The organism is uncultured Comamonas sp., assembly GCF_964277875.1.
Lineage (GTDB): Bacteria > Pseudomonadota > Gammaproteobacteria > Burkholderiales > Burkholderiaceae_C > Comamonas > Comamonas sediminis.
In genome coordinates, this window is the sequence record NZ_CAXYJV010000020.1 from 65,175 (window position 1) to 83,515 (window position 18,341).

18 protein-coding genes are annotated in these 18,341 nt (G+C 62.7%); 4 read left to right on the forward strand and 14 right to left on the reverse strand.

The window, feature by feature from the left end:
* Nucleotides 1–7: 7 nt before the first annotated feature.
* The 13 genes from ACHWUQ_RS07805 to ACHWUQ_RS07865 form a co-directional block, all read right to left on the reverse strand.
* A complete protein-coding gene (locus ACHWUQ_RS07805) occupies nucleotides 8–754 on the reverse strand; it encodes a siderophore-interacting protein (protein ID WP_394680795.1) in 747 nt (248 codons plus the stop codon).
* A 141-nt stretch (nucleotides 755–895) separates the two neighbouring features.
* Nucleotides 896–1,885: a 2-hydroxyacid dehydrogenase gene (locus ACHWUQ_RS07810; RefSeq protein WP_394680796.1), complete on the reverse strand. Its 990-nt coding sequence runs from the start codon at nucleotides 1,883–1,885 to the stop codon at nucleotides 896–898.
* Nucleotides 1,886–1,908: 23 nt separating this feature from the next.
* Complete coding sequence (locus tag ACHWUQ_RS07815) at nucleotides 1,909–2,859, reverse strand: sugar kinase (RefSeq protein WP_394680797.1); 951 nt, start codon at nucleotides 2,857–2,859, stop codon at nucleotides 1,909–1,911.
* Nucleotides 2,860–2,908: 49 nt separating this feature from the next.
* On the reverse strand, nucleotides 2,909–3,721 hold the full coding sequence (locus ACHWUQ_RS07820) for a sugar phosphate isomerase/epimerase family protein (RefSeq protein ID WP_394680798.1): 813 nt from the start codon (nucleotides 3,719–3,721) through the stop codon (nucleotides 2,909–2,911).
* A gap of 152 nt (nucleotides 3,722–3,873) precedes the next feature.
* Nucleotides 3,874–4,629 carry an amino acid ABC transporter ATP-binding protein gene (locus ACHWUQ_RS07825; RefSeq protein ID WP_394680799.1) on the reverse strand — a complete coding sequence of 252 codons (756 nt, stop codon included), beginning with the start codon at nucleotides 4,627–4,629 and terminating at the stop codon, nucleotides 3,874–3,876.
* A gap of 147 nt (nucleotides 4,630–4,776) precedes the next feature.
* Complete coding sequence (locus tag ACHWUQ_RS07830) at nucleotides 4,777–5,568, reverse strand: transporter substrate-binding domain-containing protein (protein ID WP_373449255.1); 792 nt, start codon at nucleotides 5,566–5,568, stop codon at nucleotides 4,777–4,779.
* Nucleotides 5,569–5,612: 44 nt separating this feature from the next.
* Nucleotides 5,613–6,266 (reverse strand): amino acid ABC transporter permease, encoded by a 654-nt coding sequence (locus ACHWUQ_RS07835; RefSeq protein ID WP_394680800.1) that lies wholly within the window; start codon nucleotides 6,264–6,266, stop codon nucleotides 5,613–5,615.
* Nucleotides 6,267–6,446: 180 nt separating this feature from the next.
* Nucleotides 6,447–7,118, reverse strand: coding sequence for an amino acid ABC transporter permease (locus ACHWUQ_RS07840; protein ID WP_230774108.1), 672 nt, complete (start codon nucleotides 7,116–7,118; stop codon nucleotides 6,447–6,449).
* 118 nt (nucleotides 7,119–7,236) lie between these two features.
* Nucleotides 7,237–8,337, reverse strand: coding sequence for a LacI family DNA-binding transcriptional regulator (locus ACHWUQ_RS07845; protein WP_394680801.1), 1,101 nt, complete (start codon nucleotides 8,335–8,337; stop codon nucleotides 7,237–7,239).
* A 291-nt stretch (nucleotides 8,338–8,628) separates the two neighbouring features.
* The gene (locus ACHWUQ_RS07850; RefSeq protein WP_394680802.1) at nucleotides 8,629–9,609 is read right to left on the reverse strand and encodes a LysR family transcriptional regulator; all 981 of its coding nucleotides are present in this window, start codon (nucleotides 9,607–9,609) and stop codon (nucleotides 8,629–8,631) included.
* Nucleotides 9,610–9,654: 45 nt separating this feature from the next.
* On the reverse strand, nucleotides 9,655–10,818 hold the full coding sequence (locus ACHWUQ_RS07855; RefSeq protein WP_394680803.1) for an NADH:flavin oxidoreductase/NADH oxidase: 1,164 nt from the start codon (nucleotides 10,816–10,818) through the stop codon (nucleotides 9,655–9,657).
* A gap of 460 nt (nucleotides 10,819–11,278) precedes the next feature.
* Nucleotides 11,279–12,115 (reverse strand): hypothetical protein, encoded by an 837-nt coding sequence (locus ACHWUQ_RS07860; RefSeq protein WP_394680804.1) that lies wholly within the window; start codon nucleotides 12,113–12,115, stop codon nucleotides 11,279–11,281.
* A gap of 2 nt (nucleotides 12,116–12,117) precedes the next feature.
* Nucleotides 12,118–13,197, reverse strand: a complete 1,080-nt coding sequence (locus tag ACHWUQ_RS07865) for a hypothetical protein (RefSeq protein ID WP_394680805.1) — start codon at nucleotides 13,195–13,197, stop codon at nucleotides 12,118–12,120.
* 430 nt (nucleotides 13,198–13,627) lie between these two features.
* On the opposite strand from ACHWUQ_RS07865, the gene ACHWUQ_RS07870 reads away from it, so the two are divergent.
* The 4 genes from ACHWUQ_RS07870 to ACHWUQ_RS07885 all read left to right on the forward strand — a co-directional run bounded on the left by ACHWUQ_RS07870 (nucleotide 13,628) and on the right by ACHWUQ_RS07885 (nucleotide 17,752).
* Nucleotides 13,628–14,170 (forward strand): cysteine hydrolase family protein, encoded by a 543-nt coding sequence (locus ACHWUQ_RS07870; RefSeq protein ID WP_394680806.1) that lies wholly within the window; start codon nucleotides 13,628–13,630, stop codon nucleotides 14,168–14,170.
* A 250-nt stretch (nucleotides 14,171–14,420) separates the two neighbouring features.
* Nucleotides 14,421–15,377, forward strand: a complete 957-nt coding sequence (locus ACHWUQ_RS07875) for a sulfurtransferase (RefSeq protein WP_239810020.1) — start codon at nucleotides 14,421–14,423, stop codon at nucleotides 15,375–15,377.
* Between the two features lie 81 nt (nucleotides 15,378–15,458).
* On the forward strand, nucleotides 15,459–16,724 hold the full coding sequence (locus ACHWUQ_RS07880; protein WP_394680807.1) for a YeeE/YedE family protein: 1,266 nt from the start codon (nucleotides 15,459–15,461) through the stop codon (nucleotides 16,722–16,724).
* A 164-nt stretch (nucleotides 16,725–16,888) separates the two neighbouring features.
* Nucleotides 16,889–17,752: a methylglyoxal synthase gene (locus ACHWUQ_RS07885; protein WP_239810018.1), complete on the forward strand. Its 864-nt coding sequence runs from the start codon at nucleotides 16,889–16,891 to the stop codon at nucleotides 17,750–17,752.
* 18 nt (nucleotides 17,753–17,770) lie between these two features.
* Here the strand turns inward: ACHWUQ_RS07885 and ACHWUQ_RS07890 are convergent, their stop codons facing one another.
* A complete protein-coding gene (locus ACHWUQ_RS07890; protein WP_394680808.1) occupies nucleotides 17,771–18,175 on the reverse strand; it encodes a VOC family protein in 405 nt (134 codons plus the stop codon).
* Nucleotides 18,176–18,341 lie beyond the last annotated feature (166 nt).

Consider the following 18,341-nt stretch of genomic DNA (forward strand, 5'->3'; position numbering starts at 1 on the left):
ACAGGACCTAGGTTTTTTCCAGGTCCAGCTTGGGCGCGCGCAGCTCGTTCTCGCTCATGCCCCGGCGCCAGTAGGCCACGATCAGCTGCTCCTGCTTGCCCAGGCCCAGGCTGTCCACCGCCCATGCGCGTAGCGCTTGCGCGGTCGCAAATTCGGCACCTACCCATAAAAAGCGGCTTGCGCCTGCGGTGGGTGGTGCGGCGGTCCAATCCAGCACTTGCACGGCCTGCTGCAGCTGCTCGCCGGTGCCTGCGGGCGCACCCGCGCGGTAGAGCCAATGCCACTGCATGCCCGGCGGCAGGGGGATGTCGATCGCGTCTCGCGGGTCTGCGATCTCGCAGACCACATGGCCGCGTGTGCTGGCGGGCAGCTGCCCTGCAATGCGCGCCAGCGCGGGCAGTGCGCTGTCGTCACCGGCCAGCACCATCCAGTCGGCGATGCGGGCCGTGCGGCCACCGGGCTTGAGGATCTCGACCCGGTCGCCGACCTGCGCCTGCTGGGCCCAGCAGGCGCCGGGGCCGGCATCGGTATGCAGCAAGAAATCGATCTCCAGCCATTGCGCATCGGCATCGAAGGCGCGCACGGTGTAGACGCGTGTGCTGCTGACGCCGTCGCGTTGCGGCGACGGAAACACCAGGCGGCAGTGGATGTTGTCGTGCTGGCAAAAGGGCGCCAGCTGCGCGCCGGCAAAGCGGATGCGGCGGTAGCCGGCAGAGGGGGAGGCGAGGGAGAGAACCTGGAGCGTGGAGGGCATGCCGCAGTCTAGAGACGGTACGAGAAGGGAGGCCGCTGGACCCAAGCGGGTGGCCAGCGTCGGAAGGTCTGGCGGCCATTATGCGGGCGTGCCTTCCCTCAACTAGTCTCGCGCGGCGCAGCCCATGGCGCCGCTGTGGGCTCAGGCCTGGCTCAGGTCGAATCTGCCTGCAGGTTGTTCACCCGCCAGCACCTGCAGCAGGTTGCTGGTCGCCATCTCGGCCATCGCGTGGCGCGTCTCGTGCGTGGCCGACCCGATATGCGGCAGCGCCACCACCTTGGCATGGGTGCGCAGGGGGGATTCGACCGGCAGCGGCTCGGTGGCAAACACATCCAGGCCGGCGGCGCGGATCTGGTCGGTGTCGAGCGCATGCAGCAACGCAGCCTCGTCGACGATCGCGCCGCGCGAGCCGTTGATGACGATGGCGCTGGGCTTCATCATCGCAAAGGCTTCGGCGCCCAGCAGGTGCTTGGTCTCGGGGGTCGACGGCACGACGGAGACGACAAAGTCTGCCTCGCGCAGCAGTGCATCGCGGGCGACATAGTGCACATGGCCGGACAGCGCGCCCAATTCGCTCTCGGGCACGACGCTGCGGTTGTTGTAGAGCACGCGCATGCCAAAGCCCAGCGCAGCGCGCCGTGCCAGTGCCATGCCGATGCGGCCCATGCCCAGAATGCCCACGGTCTTGCCATGCACATCCCAGCCAAACAGGTCCTCGCCAATATTGCGCTGCCATTGGCCGGAGCGCACATACATCGCCAGCTCCGGAATGCGGCGGCTGGTGGCCATCAGCAGTGCAAAGATGGTGTCGGCCGTCGTCTCCGTCAGCACGCCCGGCGTGTGGCACAGCGCAATGCTGCGCTCGCGCAGCGCTGCCAGCGGGTAGTTGTCCACCCCCACCGAGATGCTGGAGATCACCCGCAGCTGCGGTGCTTCATCGAGCAGCGCATCGGTGATCGGGTAGCTCGACCCGATCAGTGCCTGGGCCTGGGGCAGCGCTGCAAAAAAGGCATCGCGCTGCGCGGCGACGCGCGGGTTGGCCACGGTCACATCGTGCGCGGCTTGCAGGCGGGCCAGTTGGTCCTCGGGCAGTTCACGAAAAACCAGAATCTGTTGGCGGGTGCTGCTCATGGCTGCTCCTGGATGCGTTGAAATCAATAGCCGGCGGCGGTCAAGGCTTCGCGGGTCGGCAGGCCTTCCGAGTCGCCCAGCACCTGCACCTGCAGCGCGCCAATCCAGCAGCCACGCTTGACGGCATCGGCCACCGAGCGGCCATCGAGCAGGCCGCTGATAACGCCCACGGCAAAGGCATCACCGGCGCCCACGGTGTCCACCACCTTCTCCACCGGGCAGCCGGCCACATAGCCGGTACCGGCCTGGGCGTCATCGTAATAAGCGCCTTCTTCGCCAAGCTTGACGACCACCAGGCTTGCGCCCTGGTCGCGGTAGAACTGGGCCACCGCTTCAGGCGTCTTGTGGCCGGTCAGCAGCTCGCCTTCGGCCAGGCCGGGGAAGACCCAGTCCGCGCCAGCGGCCAGCGCATTGATCTCGCGGCGCATAGTGGCCTCGTCCTGCCACAGGGTGGGGCGCAGGTTGGGATCGAAGGAGATGGTGCTGCCAGCATCGCGGGCGATCTGCAGGGTGCGCCGGGCAGTGGCCAGGCTGGTCTGCGAGATCGCGGCAAACACGCCGGTGGCATGCAGGTGACGGGCCGAGGCCAGCCAGGGCTCGTCGATGTCGTCGGGGGTCATCAGGCTGGCGGCCGAGCCCTTGCGGTGGTATTCCACCTGCGGGTCGCTGCCGTCATCGGTGCGGCCCTTGATCTGGAAGCCGGTCTTCTGCGCCGGGTCCAGCACCACATGCTCGCAGTGCACGCCTTCGCTCTTCATCTGGTTGATGAGGTAGCGCGCCATCGAATCGGCGCCCAGGCGGCTGGCCCAGTGGGTGTTGAAGCCCAGGCGCGCCAGGCCGGTGGCCACATTGATCTCGGCGCCTGCAATGCGCTTGGTGAAGAACTCGGCGTTCTCCAGCGGGCCGGCGCGGTCGGCGATCAGCAGCATCATGGCTTCGCCAAAGGTGGCGATGTCGAAGGTCTTGGTGGTCATGGCCGTGTCTCTCTTGGGGGCTGGTGGCTGTGGGTTGGTCGGGAGCTGATCAGGAGGCATTGGCTTGCAGTGCGGTGGCATCGCGCAGCACGGCCAGCTCCTGCCGGGTGACGGCGACCAGGTCGTCGCCGATCAGCGGGTACTCGATGGCGCGGGGTGCATCGCTGGGCAGCGCGCGCAAAATGGCGCGCCAGGCGGCGGCCGATTCGGCCAGCGGCACTGCCACCCATTTGGCGGGCAGGCGTTGCACGCCCTTGGCATGCACATAGGCCACGCGGCTGCCAAACAGCTGCGCCGCTTGCAGCGCGCACTCCCCCAGGTAGTGCCAGTTGCCCATGTCAAAGGTCATCGGCAGCGGCAGACCGGCGGCATCGGCAGCGGCAAAAAAGCGCTGCAGTGCTTGCAAGGTGCCGGCGGCCGTGGTCTGGTCGTTTTCGATCAGCAGGGTCAGGCCCGCGCCATCGATGGTGCTCTTCAGCGCCGCAAAGCCCTGGGCCGAATGCGCGACCGACTCGCTGGCAAAGCCGCCGATCGACATCTTGAGCCAGGTGGCCCCCAAGCTATGGCTGGCGGCGATCGCGTGTTGCACGGCAGCGGTGTTCAGGCTGCCGTCCATCGCAAACAGCGGCTGGGGGCAGGAGTAGACCAGGTCCAGCTGGTGATCGCGGCCATAGGCGGCCAGCGCGGGCAGCTCTTCGGCGGGGTTCAACAGCAGCTCTTCGCGCACTTCATAGCCGTTGGCACCTGCGCGGTGCGAGAGCTGGGCAAAGTAGAGCTGGCCGTGGCGGCGCACTTCGGCATTGCCAAAGGAGGTGAGGGAGATCAGGGCGGGCGAGCCCGCGTTTTGCAAAGACAAGGCCATGGTTGTTATGGGTGTTGGCCGTTGGCGCCCGCCGGCCGGCGGGGCGCTAGCAGCGATCAATGAAGTTGTTGTGCACAGTCTGCGGTGGCGGCATGGGCGCTGTGCGGGCCCGGGGGGCGTGGCGCTGGCGCGCGCCCCGCGCCGCCACACCATCAATGGTTGCTGAGGATCTGGCCCAGGAACTGCTGGGTCTTGGGGTGTTGGGGGTTGTCAAAGAACGCGGCCGGTAGGCCTTGTTCGATGATCTTGCCGTCGGCCATGAAGATCACGCGGTCGGCCACGCTGCGGGCAAAGCCCATTTCATGGGTCACGCAGAGCATGGTCATGCCGTCTTCGGCCAGGCCGATCATGGTGTCCAGCACTTCCTTGACCATCTCGGGGTCGAGGGCCGAGGTGGGCTCGTCAAACAGCATGATCTTGGGGGCCATGCACAGCGCACGGGCAATGGCCACGCGCTGCTGCTGGCCGCCCGACAGCTGGCTGGGGTACTTGTTGGCCTGGTCCGGAATGCGCACCCGCGTCAGGTAGTGCATCGCGCGCTCCTGCGCCTCGGCCTTGCTCAGGCCGCGCGAGCGCATAGGCGCCAGCATGCAGTTCTCCACAATCGTCAGATGCGGGAACAGGTTGAACTGCTGGAACACCATGCCCACTTCCTTGCGGATGGTGTCGATGGCCTTGCTGTCACCGGTCAGGTCCGTGCCGTCCACGGTGATCTGGCCCTTCTGGATGGCTTCGAGCCGGTTGATGCAGCGGATCATCGTGGACTTGCCCGAGCCCGAAGGCCCGCAGATGACGATACGTTCGCCGGCACGCACGTCGAGGTTGATATCGGTCAGCACCTGGAAGTTGCCATACCATTTCTCGACGCCTTGGAGGCGAATGATGGGTGCTTGCGAGGGGGTCGTCATAAAGCAGTCTTGTCGTGTGTGATGAGCGTTTGCACGAGGCGGGTTTGATGCGCGGGACGGCCAGCTAGGGCCGCCCCGACGCAAAGGCCGTCGTCCCCCTTCCAGGGGGAAGGCGCGCAGCGCCTCAGGAGGTAGCCCGTTCTAGGGTTAGTCCAGCTTGGGCAGGTCGGCGCCCAACCACTTTTGGTACAGCTTGTTCAGCTCACCATTGGCGGTGTTCTTGGCGATGAAGGCGTTCACGGCTTCGGCCACTTCGTCCTGGCCGGGGCGCAGGGCCACTGCCATGTTCTGCTGCAGCAGCTGGAACTTGTTCTCGAACTGGCCGGCAGGGGCGCGCTTGGCGATCTGGGCGGCCACGGTCACCGAGCAGCCGATGGCATCGACCTGGCCCGACAGCAGCGCTTGCATGGCCGATGCGTCGTCGTCAAAGCGGCGGATTTGCGTGCCTTCTGGTGCAGCCTTGGTGACGGCCACGTCCTGGGTGGAGGCACGTGCCACGCCCACGCGCAGACCCTTGAGATTTTCCGGGCCCTTGATGGCGGTCTTGGTCGCGCCGTACAGCACGATCGATGCGGCCGAGTAGGGCTTGGAGAACAGCACCTGCTTGGCGCGCTCGGGCGTGATGGCCAGCGAGGCGATCAGCATGTCGACCTTGTTGGTCAGCAGGAAGGGGATGCGGTTGGGGCCGGTCACGGGCACGATGTCGGCGGTCACGCCCCATTCCTTGGCCAGCAGCTTGGCCACATCGGCGTCGTAGCCATCAGGCTGGTTGCTGCCGTTCAGGATGCCGTAGGGCGGGAAGTCCACCAGCATGCCGATGGTTATCTTGCCCTTCTTCTTCAGATCGGCCAGCGACTGGGCCGATGCGGTCAGGGGCAACAGGGCGCTGGCAGCCAGGGCGGCAGCAGCGGAGGTGAAAGTGCGGCGGGAAATCTGCATGCTCATGTCTCCTAGTAGAAAAATCAAGCGACAACCAAAAATATTCAGCGGGCCAGGGCCTTGGCCTGGCGCTTTTCCAAGCGGCCGGCCCACAGGGACAGCGGCCAGCACAGGATGAAGTAAACGGCACCGACGACACCGAACACCAGCATGGGCTGGAAGGTGGCGTTGTTGATGATCTGGCCGGCGCGGGTGATCTCGGTAAAGCCGATGATGGCTGCCAGCGAAGTGCCCTTGATGATCTGCACCAGGTAGCCCACGGTGGGGGCCACGGCAATCTTCATCGCCTGGGGCAGCACGACGGCGCGCATGCGCCAGTAGTAGGACAGCGACAGGGCGTCAGCTGCTTCCCACTGGCCGCGTGGCACAGCCTGGATACAGCCGCGCCAGATTTCACCGAGGAACGCGCCGCTGTTCAGAATCAGCGCAGCAGCCGCTGCAATCCAGGGGTTGATCTCAAAGCCCAGAATGGGCGCGCCAAAGAACACCAGGAACAGCTGCAGCAGCAGCGGCGTGCCCTGAAAAATCTGGGTAAAGGCAGTAGCAATGCCGCGCGCCAGGCCGTTCTCTGACGTGCGCGACAGCGCAATCACCAGGCCCACCAGGGCGCCGCCGATAAAGGCGATCAGGGACAGGGCCACGGTCCACTTGGCCGCTTCCAGGATGAACCACAGCTCGGGCCAACCAAAAGTACGCATTTCTTGTTCTCCGGGAATGCTATGCGCTCATCGAGCGGAAAGTGAGCGCTGCGGATCGGGATGGGATGCAAGGCGCAAACCGGAGCGATAGTGGTGCTATCGCGAGGATTTGCAACGCCGCAGACCGCACGATTCCGCAGATGCACACGGCGCGAGGATGGGTGCAGAGCATTCCCATTTTCAGCGACGGTCTGGGTAGTTCAAGGCCATCTGGTAGATGAGCTTGAACAGCAGGTTGAAGGCCAGCGACAGCAGCAGGTAGATGGCGGCTACGACGATGTAGACCTCAAAGCTGCGGAAGGTCTCGGACTGGATATTGGCGGCCACCGAGGTCAGGTCGTCGGCCGAGATCACGGACACCACGGCCGAGCTCAGCATCAGCAGGATGAACTGGCTGGTCAGCGCCGGGTAGATGGTCTTGAGCGCGGGCTTGAGGATCACGAAGCGGAAGATTTCCCAGCGCTTCAGATCCAGCGCCAGGCCGGCTTCGATCTGGCCCTTGGGGATGGATTCGATGCCGGCGCGGATGATCTCGGTGGCATAGGCGCCCAGGTTGACCACCATGGCCACCAGTGCGGCGGTTTGCGGCGACCAGCGCAGGCCCACGGCCGGCAGCGCAAAGAAGAAGAAAAACAACTGCACCAGAAAGGGCGTGTTGCGGATCAGCTCGATGTAGGCATTGATGACAAAGCGCAGCGGCGCCGGGCCCGAGGTCTTGCCCCAGGCGCAGACGATTGCGACGGCCAGGCCGATGATCATGGCGAGAAAGGACAGCTGGATGGTCACCCAGGTGCCCTGCAATAGCTGCGGCCAGGCTGCCAGGACCTGGTCGAATTGGAACGTGTAGTTCATGGCGATGCGGCGCGTTTGAAACCGGTTTCAGTAGCGCCGCAGTTTAACGGAAGGTTACGGAACGATTACTAGGGTTTGCCCTAGTTTGGTGCGTAACGCCTTTTTTAACCTTTGTAAATCAATTGCTTGGCGTTTTTGTGGAGCCGCGCACAATGATGGTGCCTGGTAACTCGACTGTTCGGGCGGGGCTTTGCAGGCCCTGGATGCGCTCGATCAGGCAGGTGGCCGCCGCCTGCCCCAATGCATCGGTGGGCTGGGCCACCGTGCTCAGGCCCGGGCCCACCAGCGCGGCCCAGTCGGTCTCGTCCACACCGATGATGCCCAGTTCGCGCCCAGGCACCCAGCCCAGTGCATGCACGGCAGTGGCCACGCGCAGGCTGGCAACGGCATTGCCGGCCAGCACGGCAGGGCGGCGGCCGGCTTGCTGCGCCTGCTGCTGCCAGTGCTGCAGGTGCTGCTGCAGGGCGCTGGCGCCGTCGGCGGTGCTTTCCCACACGCTGCCCTGCATGGTGGGCGCCTGGCTTTGGATGTAGCGGGCAAAGGCCTGCTGACGCGCGGTGCGCGAGCTCACATCGGCAATCGGCTCGGTCACCAGCAGCACCTCGTCAAAGCCTTGCTGCTGCAGATGGTCCATCGCGATCTGCACCACGCCGGGGTTGTCCACGGTCACAAAATCGGCGTCCATCCCTTCCTGGAACCGGTCCACCAGCACGATGGGTTTGCCGTGCAGCTGCGCGTCCTGCCAGAGCTGGGCGCTGGTGTCCACGCGGTTGAGGATCATGCCGTCGAGCTGGTAGGCGGACAGCGCATGCATGGCATCGCGCTCGCGCCCGGCCTCATTGCCCAGGTTGAACAGCACCAGCAGGTAGCCGGCGGCCTGGCAGGCCTTTTCTGCGCCCTGCAGCACTGCGACCGAGAAGGGGTTGGTCACATCGGCCACCGCCAGGCCGATCAGGCGGGTGCGGCCATGCTTGAGCGCCTGGGCCATCGGGCTGGGCCGGTACTGCAGGCGGGCAATGGCCTCCTGCACGCGCTTGGCCATGTCGGGGGTGAGGATGTCGGTGCGGCCATTGAGGTAGCGCGACACCGTGGCCTTGGAGACCTGGGCCGCCAGCGCCACATCGGCAATCGTGGCCCGGGCCTTGGCAGGGGCCGCAGGCTTGGCTGCGCCGGGCGGGCAGGGGCGCGATGGGGTGGCGGTGGGCGCAGGCTTGGGCACGGGGCAGTCCAGGGTGGTCGTTACGGTAGCGATGGTAGCGCCGAACCGCACGCCCGCCGCGTTGGCCGGCCTGCGCGCGGAGGGAGGCAGTCGCGCAGGTGCGGCCCGTGGGGCCCGGTTGGTGCCGGGCGTTTGCTGCAGTGCAAAAGCGGCGGTTTTCCGATTCTCACCCTGTGGATAATTTTGTGCAATGTTCCCGTTGTTGCGCGAGAAACTCCCTGCAATCTCCCTCTAGGAAAGAAATGCACACCGGGAAGCCGGTTTCTGTGGATAAGTTAATTTCATAGCAACTTAGTCAACTGCTGTGTGGGCATCGAGGAGGCAGTCAATAAAGGCCTGCGCCACACGGCTCGGAGCGGGCGATAAGCGCCACATGGCCACGAATTGGCAACGGTAATGGAAGCGTTCTGGCCGTACAGCCCGCATCAAACCTTGGTTTTCAAAACTGGCCGCGTAGTGGTCGGGCAAAAATCCCAAAAAACACCCGGACAAAATCAAGGTGGCAATCGACTCCTGGTCAAACCCGGTGGCCGCGCGCGGCAGCCGCACGCTGTGGCTCAGCTCCATATTGGGCGAGTGGTAGCCCAGGCCGGCAAAGGGGTAGCTGCGCAGCTGCTCCCAGTCCAGGGCCTGGTGCTGCTGCTCCCACAGGTCATGGCCGGCGGCGCAGTACAGCTGCATGTTCTCGGCAAACAGATCGCGGTAGACCAGGCTGGCCGAACTGCGGTGCGCCGGGATGATGCCCACATGAAAGCGCCCATCCATCAGCCCGCGCTCGATCGCGTTGATCGAGCTGACATGCAGCTGCAGGTTCACATCCGGCGCCTGGCTGTGGAACTGCGCAATCGCGCGGTGGATCTGGGCCTGCGGGTTGCTCACCGTCTTGTCGAAGATGGCGATCTCCAGATTGCCGCCCATGCGGGCGTGGATATCGTCAATGCGGCTGCGGAACAGATCGACGCCGCCGAGCAGCTGCAAGGTGGCCTCGTAAACCTGGTGGCCCTCCGGCGTCAGCGCAAAGCCCGCGCGCCCGCGCCGGCACAGCACCATGCCCAGGCGGGTTTCCAGGTCCTTCATGTGGCGGCTCAAGGTCGACGTGCCGATGTTGAGCTCCAGCTCGGCGGCCGACATGCCCCCGCACTCCACCACGCTCTTGAAGACCTGCAGCAGCCGCAAATCCATATCGCTGAGCTGGCCCAGCACCGCGCGGGCGCGGCGGGCAGCGGCAGGGAGGTGGGGCGGAGAGGCAAACACGGGAGGGCGGGCAGGCATCCGCATAGCTTAGCGGCTTTGGGCGCCTTTGCCCTCGGTGTTTACTCAGCGCACGCCTACGGCTGCGCCACGGAAGAGCTTGCTGAACTCACGCGGCTGGCTGCGCCAGTACTGGCGCGGTGCATCCACCTGCGCGCCCAGGCTGGCAGCCGCATGCCAGGGCCAGCGTGGGTCGTACAAGGCGGCGCGGCCAATGGCGACGGCATCGGCCTGGCCCGAGGCCACAATGTGCTCGGCCTGCGCAGGCTCGGTCACCAAGCCGACGGCCATCGTGGTCAGGCCGGTGGCTTGCTTGATGGCCTCGGCAAAACCCACCTGGTAGCCCGGCTGCACGGGGATCTGCTGGGCGGTCGACAGCCCGCCCGATGACACATGGATGGCACTGCAACCCAGCGCCTTCAGCCCCTGCGCCAGCGCGATCGAGCCATCGATATCCCAGCCGCCCGGTGCCCAATCCGATGCCGAAATGCGCACCCACACCGGCTTGGCGGCAGGCACGGCCGCGCGCACGGCGGCAAACACCTCCAGCGGGTAGCGTAGGCGGTTCTCCAGGCTGCCGCCGTAGGCGTCGCTGCGGGTGTTGGACAGCGGAGAGAGGAACTCATGCAGCAAATAGCCATGGGCCATGTGGATCTCGATGCCATCGATGCCCAGCGCATCGGCCGCCTTGGCCGCTGCCACAAACGCGTCCTTCACCTGGGCCAGCTCGGCAGGGGTCATCTCGGCCGGCGGCACCTCGCCCGCTGCATGGGCAATGGCCGAAGGCGCCTGCGCCACCCAGCCCCGGGGCGCATCAGGCGCAATCTGCGCAGCACCTTCCCAAGGCAGATGGCTGGAGGCCTTGCGGCCCGCATGGGCCAGCTGGATAGCGACCGGAATTGCCGAGAGCTTGCGCAGCGACCCCATCAGCCGCCCCAGCGCCTGTTGGTTGTCATCGGAGTAGATGCCCAGGTCCTTATCGGTAATGCGCCCCACCGCTGACACCGCCGTGGCCTCCAGCACCAGCATGCCCGCGCCCGAAACCGCCAGGCTGCCGTAGTGCATCAAATGCCAGTCATTGGCATTGCCGTCCTGCGCCGAGTACTGGCACATCGGGGCGATGACGATGCGGTTGGGGAGGGTGAGCTGGGAGAGGGTGAGGGGCTGGAACAGCTGCGAGGGGGTGGCGGTGCTGGTGGGGGTGAGGGATGGGTCGGTGGTTCTTTGCATGGGGGTGTCCGGTTGGTTGTGCGCTGTGGAGGTGGATGGCCCTGTGCGTCACAGGTTGTGCACGGAGGCTGCATCGACAGATAGCTGGAACGGGGTACAGCGTAGTCCTATATTCCGACCTGGGTGCTGTGGGGGATTGGCGCCGGTTGACCTGTTGGGGACATGAGAAGACCAGCCCTGCTGGAGGGTGCCGAGCGTTGAAGGCAGATTTTGCCCACAGCGATAAGGTTTCTACGCGTGTCAAACGGGTAACAGCGGAATACCTGCAAACAAGCCGCCATGTGGACGTTTCGCTGGAGCGAGCGCAGCTCGGTGCGGGTGGAGGCCATGCGGGCAATGTAGGGGTGAGGGTCATCGCGCTCTCCCTGAACCGGCGCAAGCCGTGCACCAACATCCCATACCTCTCGCCCACGCTTGATCACCGAGCACGCACTTGCCCATGCCTGCGCAGGAGGCGAGCTCACCAATTACCGGAAGACACCAACTCCGCCATCCTGTTCTTTGGATAGCTCTCTTGGTAGCTGGCTATGAGAAAGTTATATTTTCTGAGTGCTGAGCTATTGACTTTCTCAGAATAGTTCTTTTTCACAAGAACGTCATAAAGGCCAAACGCTTCTCGGGGGTCTGATATTCTATTTTCAATAAGATCGTTGAGATTTTTGACAAACGCCTCTTCGGTCGAAAAAGCCCTGAGCGATCCCACCCAGCTGGTATATTTTGAAACGCTGCCGACGCCCAAGAGACTCATGTCGCTGACCATCCCGGGTTTGTTTTTGTTCAATTGTTCAAAAACGTCCTGGCGTTCATCTGCAGTCATGGATTTTGCGACTTCATAATTTTCCTCCAGACTTGCTACCAAAACTTCAAATCCATAAGCATTGCCGGACCCTATGATTTCTGAAATGATGCTATGAGCTTGCTTGACAGGTAGATGGAACATATGTGCGAGCTCACCATAGTATTCGTCTTCACTGATCAGCCCATCGGTTAATGCAGCTTTTAGAACGCTACGGGTGTCTGCGAAGTTGCCTGATCTCGAATAGTCGAAAAGTCTATCGCGTTTTGTCTTTTGAATAGCTTGAAGATCAGGGTCAGGAGATGCATCGGCTTTTGGCAAAGAAGTCTTGGTTATTGGTTGGGTGAGGGGAGTGCCCACTAAGCCACTGCCATGTTGGGATGGCACTTTATCCCCTGTGGATAGTTTTTCGTGGGGAGCATCATTGATGAAATAACTAACCATGCCCCCCAGAATAAAAAACACGGCGACCAATATGGCTGATTTTCTATAATTATTCACTTTTACCACCAAGCTCTTTGCATATTGTCATATACGTTTTTTGGGGTTTGAAGTCGATACCAAGAAGTTAGGGAGTCAATGTGCTTGTACCATTTATCAAGGTTGCTTCTATTTTCAAAAGGTGCAGCTTTTATGCCGGAAAGAGCATTCGAATAAAGTGCGGATGTTCCGCCCCAAGCGTCTAATACGAAGGTATCGCATCGATAAATTCCTCGCGTAGGCTTCGATTTAATTTGGCGTGGCTGACAGCTCGAGCCAAATGGGAAACAGTGTCTTTTTGAATAATATCGATATCCTTGCTTTGCAGCTGAGGACTGGGCTGTAGCAGTGTACTCGGCACCAATGAGGAATTTTACGTAAGCAGATTTGGCTGCCATTTCTCTTACCCCATGGGTAGATCCAGTCATTGATACCAAATTTCCATTTTCCAATTCGGTCAAAAGACACTCTTTGGCTTGGCAATATTTATGCCTTACATTGATGGTGACCGGAGATATTGTTTGCCATTTGGTTGGATTGCTATTGTAAGCACTCCATGGCGTACGTTTAATTGTATTGCGAGCATCTTTAAATCCTATGGCTTCAACCACCATCTCTCCGTCCCACACACCAATATGTCCAACATACCCTAGGCCGGAAACATCCAAATCCCGCCCGACAATATCGCCAAAATTTGCGGGTGGCGGCGTGCTATTGCCTCCATGAGGAAATTGTACCTTGATAGGTGTGTTATCTAATTTCTCATGAGATCCATCATTATAGATCGCATAGATAATAATATCCTTCATCGTTCCATCCAGCATATCTGCAGGGGTTGCCAATGGAACATCGAATCCATGGAAATGAGAAGTGCTTCCACAGACATTCTTGACAGCATCTTCTCTACGGTTACCAGCTTTTCCAGCACCAATTATTCTTCCGTTTGCATAAATATGCACGTCAACCATCTGCGCTGAACCTGATTTACAGGCCCATCCAGCGAATCTGTTGTGCTGCGCCACATCAACCCATCCTTTTGCATGCGTCAATTGACAAGCGATAACAAGTGCCGAAGCCGTAAGTGCAAGGTGAAGTTTTTTCATAGCTGTTTGATGGAGTTATGCAAACAACTGTACCTGCGGGGAATGCTCTTTTTACGAATGGACCTTTGGAGAAATGGGAGAAACTTCGGATTGGATACATTCTGTGGCAAAGGAAATTTTAATTCACTGTAGATGGAAGCATGTATTTCTTGCCTATAGCAGTATCTTTGTATGCATAAGCATGTTTACATGGGTCTATTGGTATGTTCTATAACTGCTTGCCAAAAAATGTTGTGAATCTATCAAATTCGTGTGATGAACATAACCATTTGATTGATAGGGTGAAGCTATGGTGCATATATATAGGTATTCAAAGCTATAACTTAGTATCTGCTGCATATATATAATTTGCCCCAACGTATACTTAAGTATGGCAATCACCCTTATCTGACCCCGACAAGACCTTTAACGCTGGCCTTCAAGAAAAACCATGTCCACCGCCCTCCTCCTCATAGACATCCAGCAATCCCTCTGCACCGGCCCCAGCGCCGCCTGGGATTGCCCCACCCTGATCACCCGCATCAACCAGGTCATCGCCGCAGCACGCCAAGCCAATACACCCATCATCTGGGTGCGCCACGCCGAGCCTGGTCTGGAAGCGGGCACGCCTGGATGGCAACTGGCTGATGGTCTGCAGGTGGACAGCGCTGACCTGACCCTGGACAAAACCACCGGCGATGCGTTCTGGAAAACTGATCTGCTGCCCATGCTGCAAAACCTGGGCGTGCAGGAGCTGGTGATTGGGGGCATGCATACGGAGTACTGCGTGGATGTGACCACGCGCGCGGCGCTGCGCCATGGCTACCCGGTGGTGCTGCTGGAGGATGCGCACACCACTTGCGGCAATGCCGCCGTCACGCCGCAGCAGGTGATTGCGCACCACAACATCACCCTCAGCACTACCAGCAGCTTTGGCCCACGTGCGCGGCTGCAGACGGCGCAGCAGTGGGCGGATTCGGTCGGCCGGGCTTGAGAAAACCCGGCTTGGCTGGGGTTGGCCCAAGGCGCTAGGGAGGCGCTCTAGCTCCCAAAGTGGAAGCAGCCCAGCGCAGTGCACGCTGGCGCTGCACCGATGTCGTTCATGCTGGGCCCCTGTCAAGCGCGCAGATCACATATGCATCTGCGCATTCCTCAGTTGGAGTAGCTGCTTGCAACATGCACAGTGCAAGCAGGCCCTGCCGTGATGGCAGCCTTTTCTCCCATGACCTGAAGGACGACACAGCATGACTATCCGCACAGCAGCGCCTTGGCGCGTTTTGATTGCCGGTACCGCAGCGGCAGCCGTTTGGGGCGCGAGCCCTGCCTTTGCCAACACGCCGCAGGCGGTGCCTGCGGGCGCGCTGGTCAGTACCGAATGGCTGGCGGCCAATCTGCAGCGGCCCGATGTGCGGGTGATCGAGGTGAGCGTGAACCCGGGGCTGTATGAGCGGGCGCATATTCCGGGGGCGGTCAACTTCTCCTGGCACAACGACCTCAATGACAAGGTGCGCCGCGACATTGTCAGCAAGGAGGCGTTTGAGCAATTGCTGTCCAAGGGCGGCGTGAGCGACAACACGACCGTGGTGCTGTACGGCGACACCAACAACTGGTTTGCGGCCTGGGGCGCCTGGGTGTTTGATGTGTATGGCGTCAAGAACGTGAAGCTGCTCGATGGCGGCCGCAAGAAGTGGGAGGCCGAGAACCGCGCGCTGAACAACCGCGCGCCGGACTACGCCGCCACCACCTACCGCGTGGGCCAGGTCAACACCGATTTGCGGGCCCGCCTGGGCGATGCGCTGGCGGCGGTGGAGGGCAAGGGCGCCACGCAGCTGGTGGATATCCGCTCGGCTGATGAATACCAGGGCAAGGTGTTTGCGCCTGCCGGTGTGCCGGAGCTGTCGATCCGCGCGGGCCATATCCCTGGCGCGGTGAATGTGCCCTGGGGCAAGGCGGTCAATGAAGACGGCACCTTCAAATCGCGGGCCGATCTGCAAAAGCTCTATGCCGATGCCGGCATTGACGGCAGCAAGCCCATCATCACCTACTGCCGCATTGGCGAGCGCAGCAGCCACACCTGGTTTGCGCTCAGCAAGATCCTGGGCTACCAGGTGAAGAACTATGACGGCTCCTGGACCGAATACGGCAACAGCGTTGGCGTGCCGATCAACAACCCGGCCGGCACGATCTGGGCTGCGAAATAAGTATGGTTTGAATGTCTCCGCATGGGCTCGGTCCTGTGTTCAATGCCCGCCCAGCGCGGGCATTTTTTTGGATGGAATTCCATGACTGATTCCAGCGTGGGTTTGGGGGGGGCGGGCAGCGCTGCCGGGGCCATCAGTGCCTATTGGCAGCCGGTGGCGGCGGTCTTGCTGCTGCTGGCACTGTGGCCATTGCAGCAGGCCTTGCTGCAGCGCGATGGCGGGCGCACCCTCGTGTTTGCGCTGGCGATGGGGCTGGCGCTGGGCGTGGTGCTGCAGCGCTCGCGTTTTTGCTTTTACTGCCATGCGCGCGATTGGCTGCAGCGCGATGACCCGCGCGGTATCTTGGCAATCATCCTGGCGCTGGCCGTGGGGCTGGTGGGCATGACGGTGGTGCAGAGCAGCTGGGTGCCCAACCCCCAGGCGGGGCAGTTGCCGCCCGATATGCACATTGGCCCGGTCAGCTGGGTGCTGGTGCTGGCGGGCCTGGCCTTTGGCGCGGGCATGCTGGTGTCGGGCTCCTGCATCAGCGCGCACTGGTACCGGCTGGCCGAGGGCTCGGCGGCATCGCCGTTTGCATTGCTGGGCACGGCACTGGGCTTTGCGTTGGGTTTTCAGACCTGGAACCCGCTCTACAGCCTGGCGGTGGCCGATGCGCCCGTTGTCTGGCTGCCGCAGCACCTGGGCTATGGCGGCGCCTTGCTGCTGCAGCTGGGTGTGCTGGCGGCTTGGGCGGCCTGGGTGTGGCAGCGCCATGTGCAGCAGCGCCGGCGCAGTCTGCCGCTGCCAACTGCGCCCATAGATCCCGCAAGGGCGGCCCCGCGCAGCCTGCCCGCGCTGTGGCGCAGCCTGTGGCAAGGGCGTTGGAACTATGCCCTGGGCGGCCTGCTGGTGGGGCTGATCGCCACCGCCGCCATCGTGCGCATGCGGCCGCTGGGCGTGACGGCCCTGATCGGCAGCCAAGTGCGCGGCGCGCTGCAAGGCCAGGGCTGGGTGCCTGAGCGGCTCAATGGCCTGGATGGCTTTGCCGGCTGCGCCACCTTGCCGGCAGCAACCTGGGCCACGCCGAATGCGCTGGTGCTGCTGGGCCTGCTGGCCGGCGCATTCATCGCCGCCTTTGCCAGCCGCCAGTTCCGCCCCCGCCTGCCCACCGGGCGGGATGCGGGCCGGGGTTTGCTCGGCGGGCTGCTGCTGGGCTGGGGCGCGATGACTGGCATTGGCTGCACTGTGGGCACCTTGCTGTCCGGCGGCATGGCCGGTGCGCTGAGCGGCTGGGTGTTTGGCGCGGCCATGCTGCTGGTGCTGTGGCTGGGGTTCCGGTGGCAGACCTGGTGGGCCAGCCGGGCTTGAGCAGGCTGGATGGCAGCGCAAGCGCAGTGTTGCTGATCGGCGATGGTTGTCCGAAGTTAAGAATTGGGCGCAGCATTGAGCCACTGCGCCAGTCGGCTGCCATACCGGCGCTGCGGATTTGGCGCTATGCTTTCCACTCGCTTGCCACACCCACGGGATAGACCATGCTTTTAGGCCTTGCCGCCAACCGTTTGCACCACCAGAACGAGGATGCTGCACTGTTCAGCTTTTTGCGCGCCTGCGAGCAGGGCATCCGGGAGCTGAACATCGGGTTCCATGCGGTGGGCCGCACCTATGACGCGATTGCAGCGGCAGAAATGCTCAAGGGCCACAAGGGCCTGGTGCGCTACCCCTATGGCCGCGAAGGCGGGCTGATGAAGCTGGTGGCCGAGGTGGTGGGCATGCCGGGCGACAACCGCGTGCTCGACGGCGCCATCTACCTGATCGACCCGGTGGACCCGTCGTCGATCTTCCCGGAGGCGCTGGCCTTGAAGCGCCAGTGCGTGATCCACGGCAAGCCCTTTATCTCGACGGCAGCCAGCGCGCGCGACTGGGTGGAGATGGAGCGCATCCATGCCGGGCTGGCGCCCGACCGCCATGCCGACCGCCTGCACGACTATGGCAACCAGACCCTGGCGCTGATTGCCCACGATGCGATGAAGCCGGCGATGCTGGACTTTTGCGAGCGCAATTTTGCGCTGCTCTCGCGCTACCGCCGCCGCGTGGGCACCGGCACCACCGGCCAAAAGCTCAATGAGCTGGCCTGGAGCAAAGGCTGGCCGGCTGACAAGCCCTGGGTGGACCGTTTCAACAGCGGCCCGCTGGGCGGTGACGCGCAAATCGCCGACCTGGTGCTGGAGCGCCGCTGCCAGCGCGCGATCTTCTTTGAAGACCCGCATGTGGCACGCCAGCATGAGGCCGATATCCAGCTGCTGGAGCGGGCAGTGACGACCGTCACCCAGGAGGTGGTGTGCATGACCTCGCCAGCGGTGGCCCAGCGCTGGTGCGATGCGGCGGCCAAACGGTAAGTCCCAGCGCGTCAGTCATCAGCCAGCCTGCACCTCGTTCGCGACCTCAATCAGGTTCTCGTCCGGATCGTAAAAGTACAGCGACTGCAGCGGCGCCCTTGCACCTGTTGCCCGCACCGGCCCTTGCACGATGGGCACCTGCTGGCGCTGCAGATGGGCGATCACCTCGGCCAGCGGCATGCGGGTCAGAAAGCAGACATCGGCAGAGCCTGGCGTTGCATGTTTCACGTTCGGGTCCACCACGTGGCCCACTTCATGCAGGTTGATCTTTTGCCGGCCAAAGTGCAGCGCATAACGGCCGGGCTTGAACTCTCTTGCCTCCATACCCAGCACCCGCTCATAGAAGGCAATGCTGCGCGGGATGCTCTGCACGGTGAGCACCAGGTGGTCGAGGGCATCGACCAGTGAGATGGTGGAAGGCATGGGGCTTGCTCCAAAGATGGACTCCAGCGCGCAGTATGCGCCCCAACGGCGCCTTTGCCCACCGTGGCCCGGGGAGGCGCGCTTCGGCCGGTGTGGCCCTTGTCAAAAGCCGCAGCACCCATGGCGTCTGCGGCTTCTGTATCTGGGCCTGGCTGGCGTGCCTGCC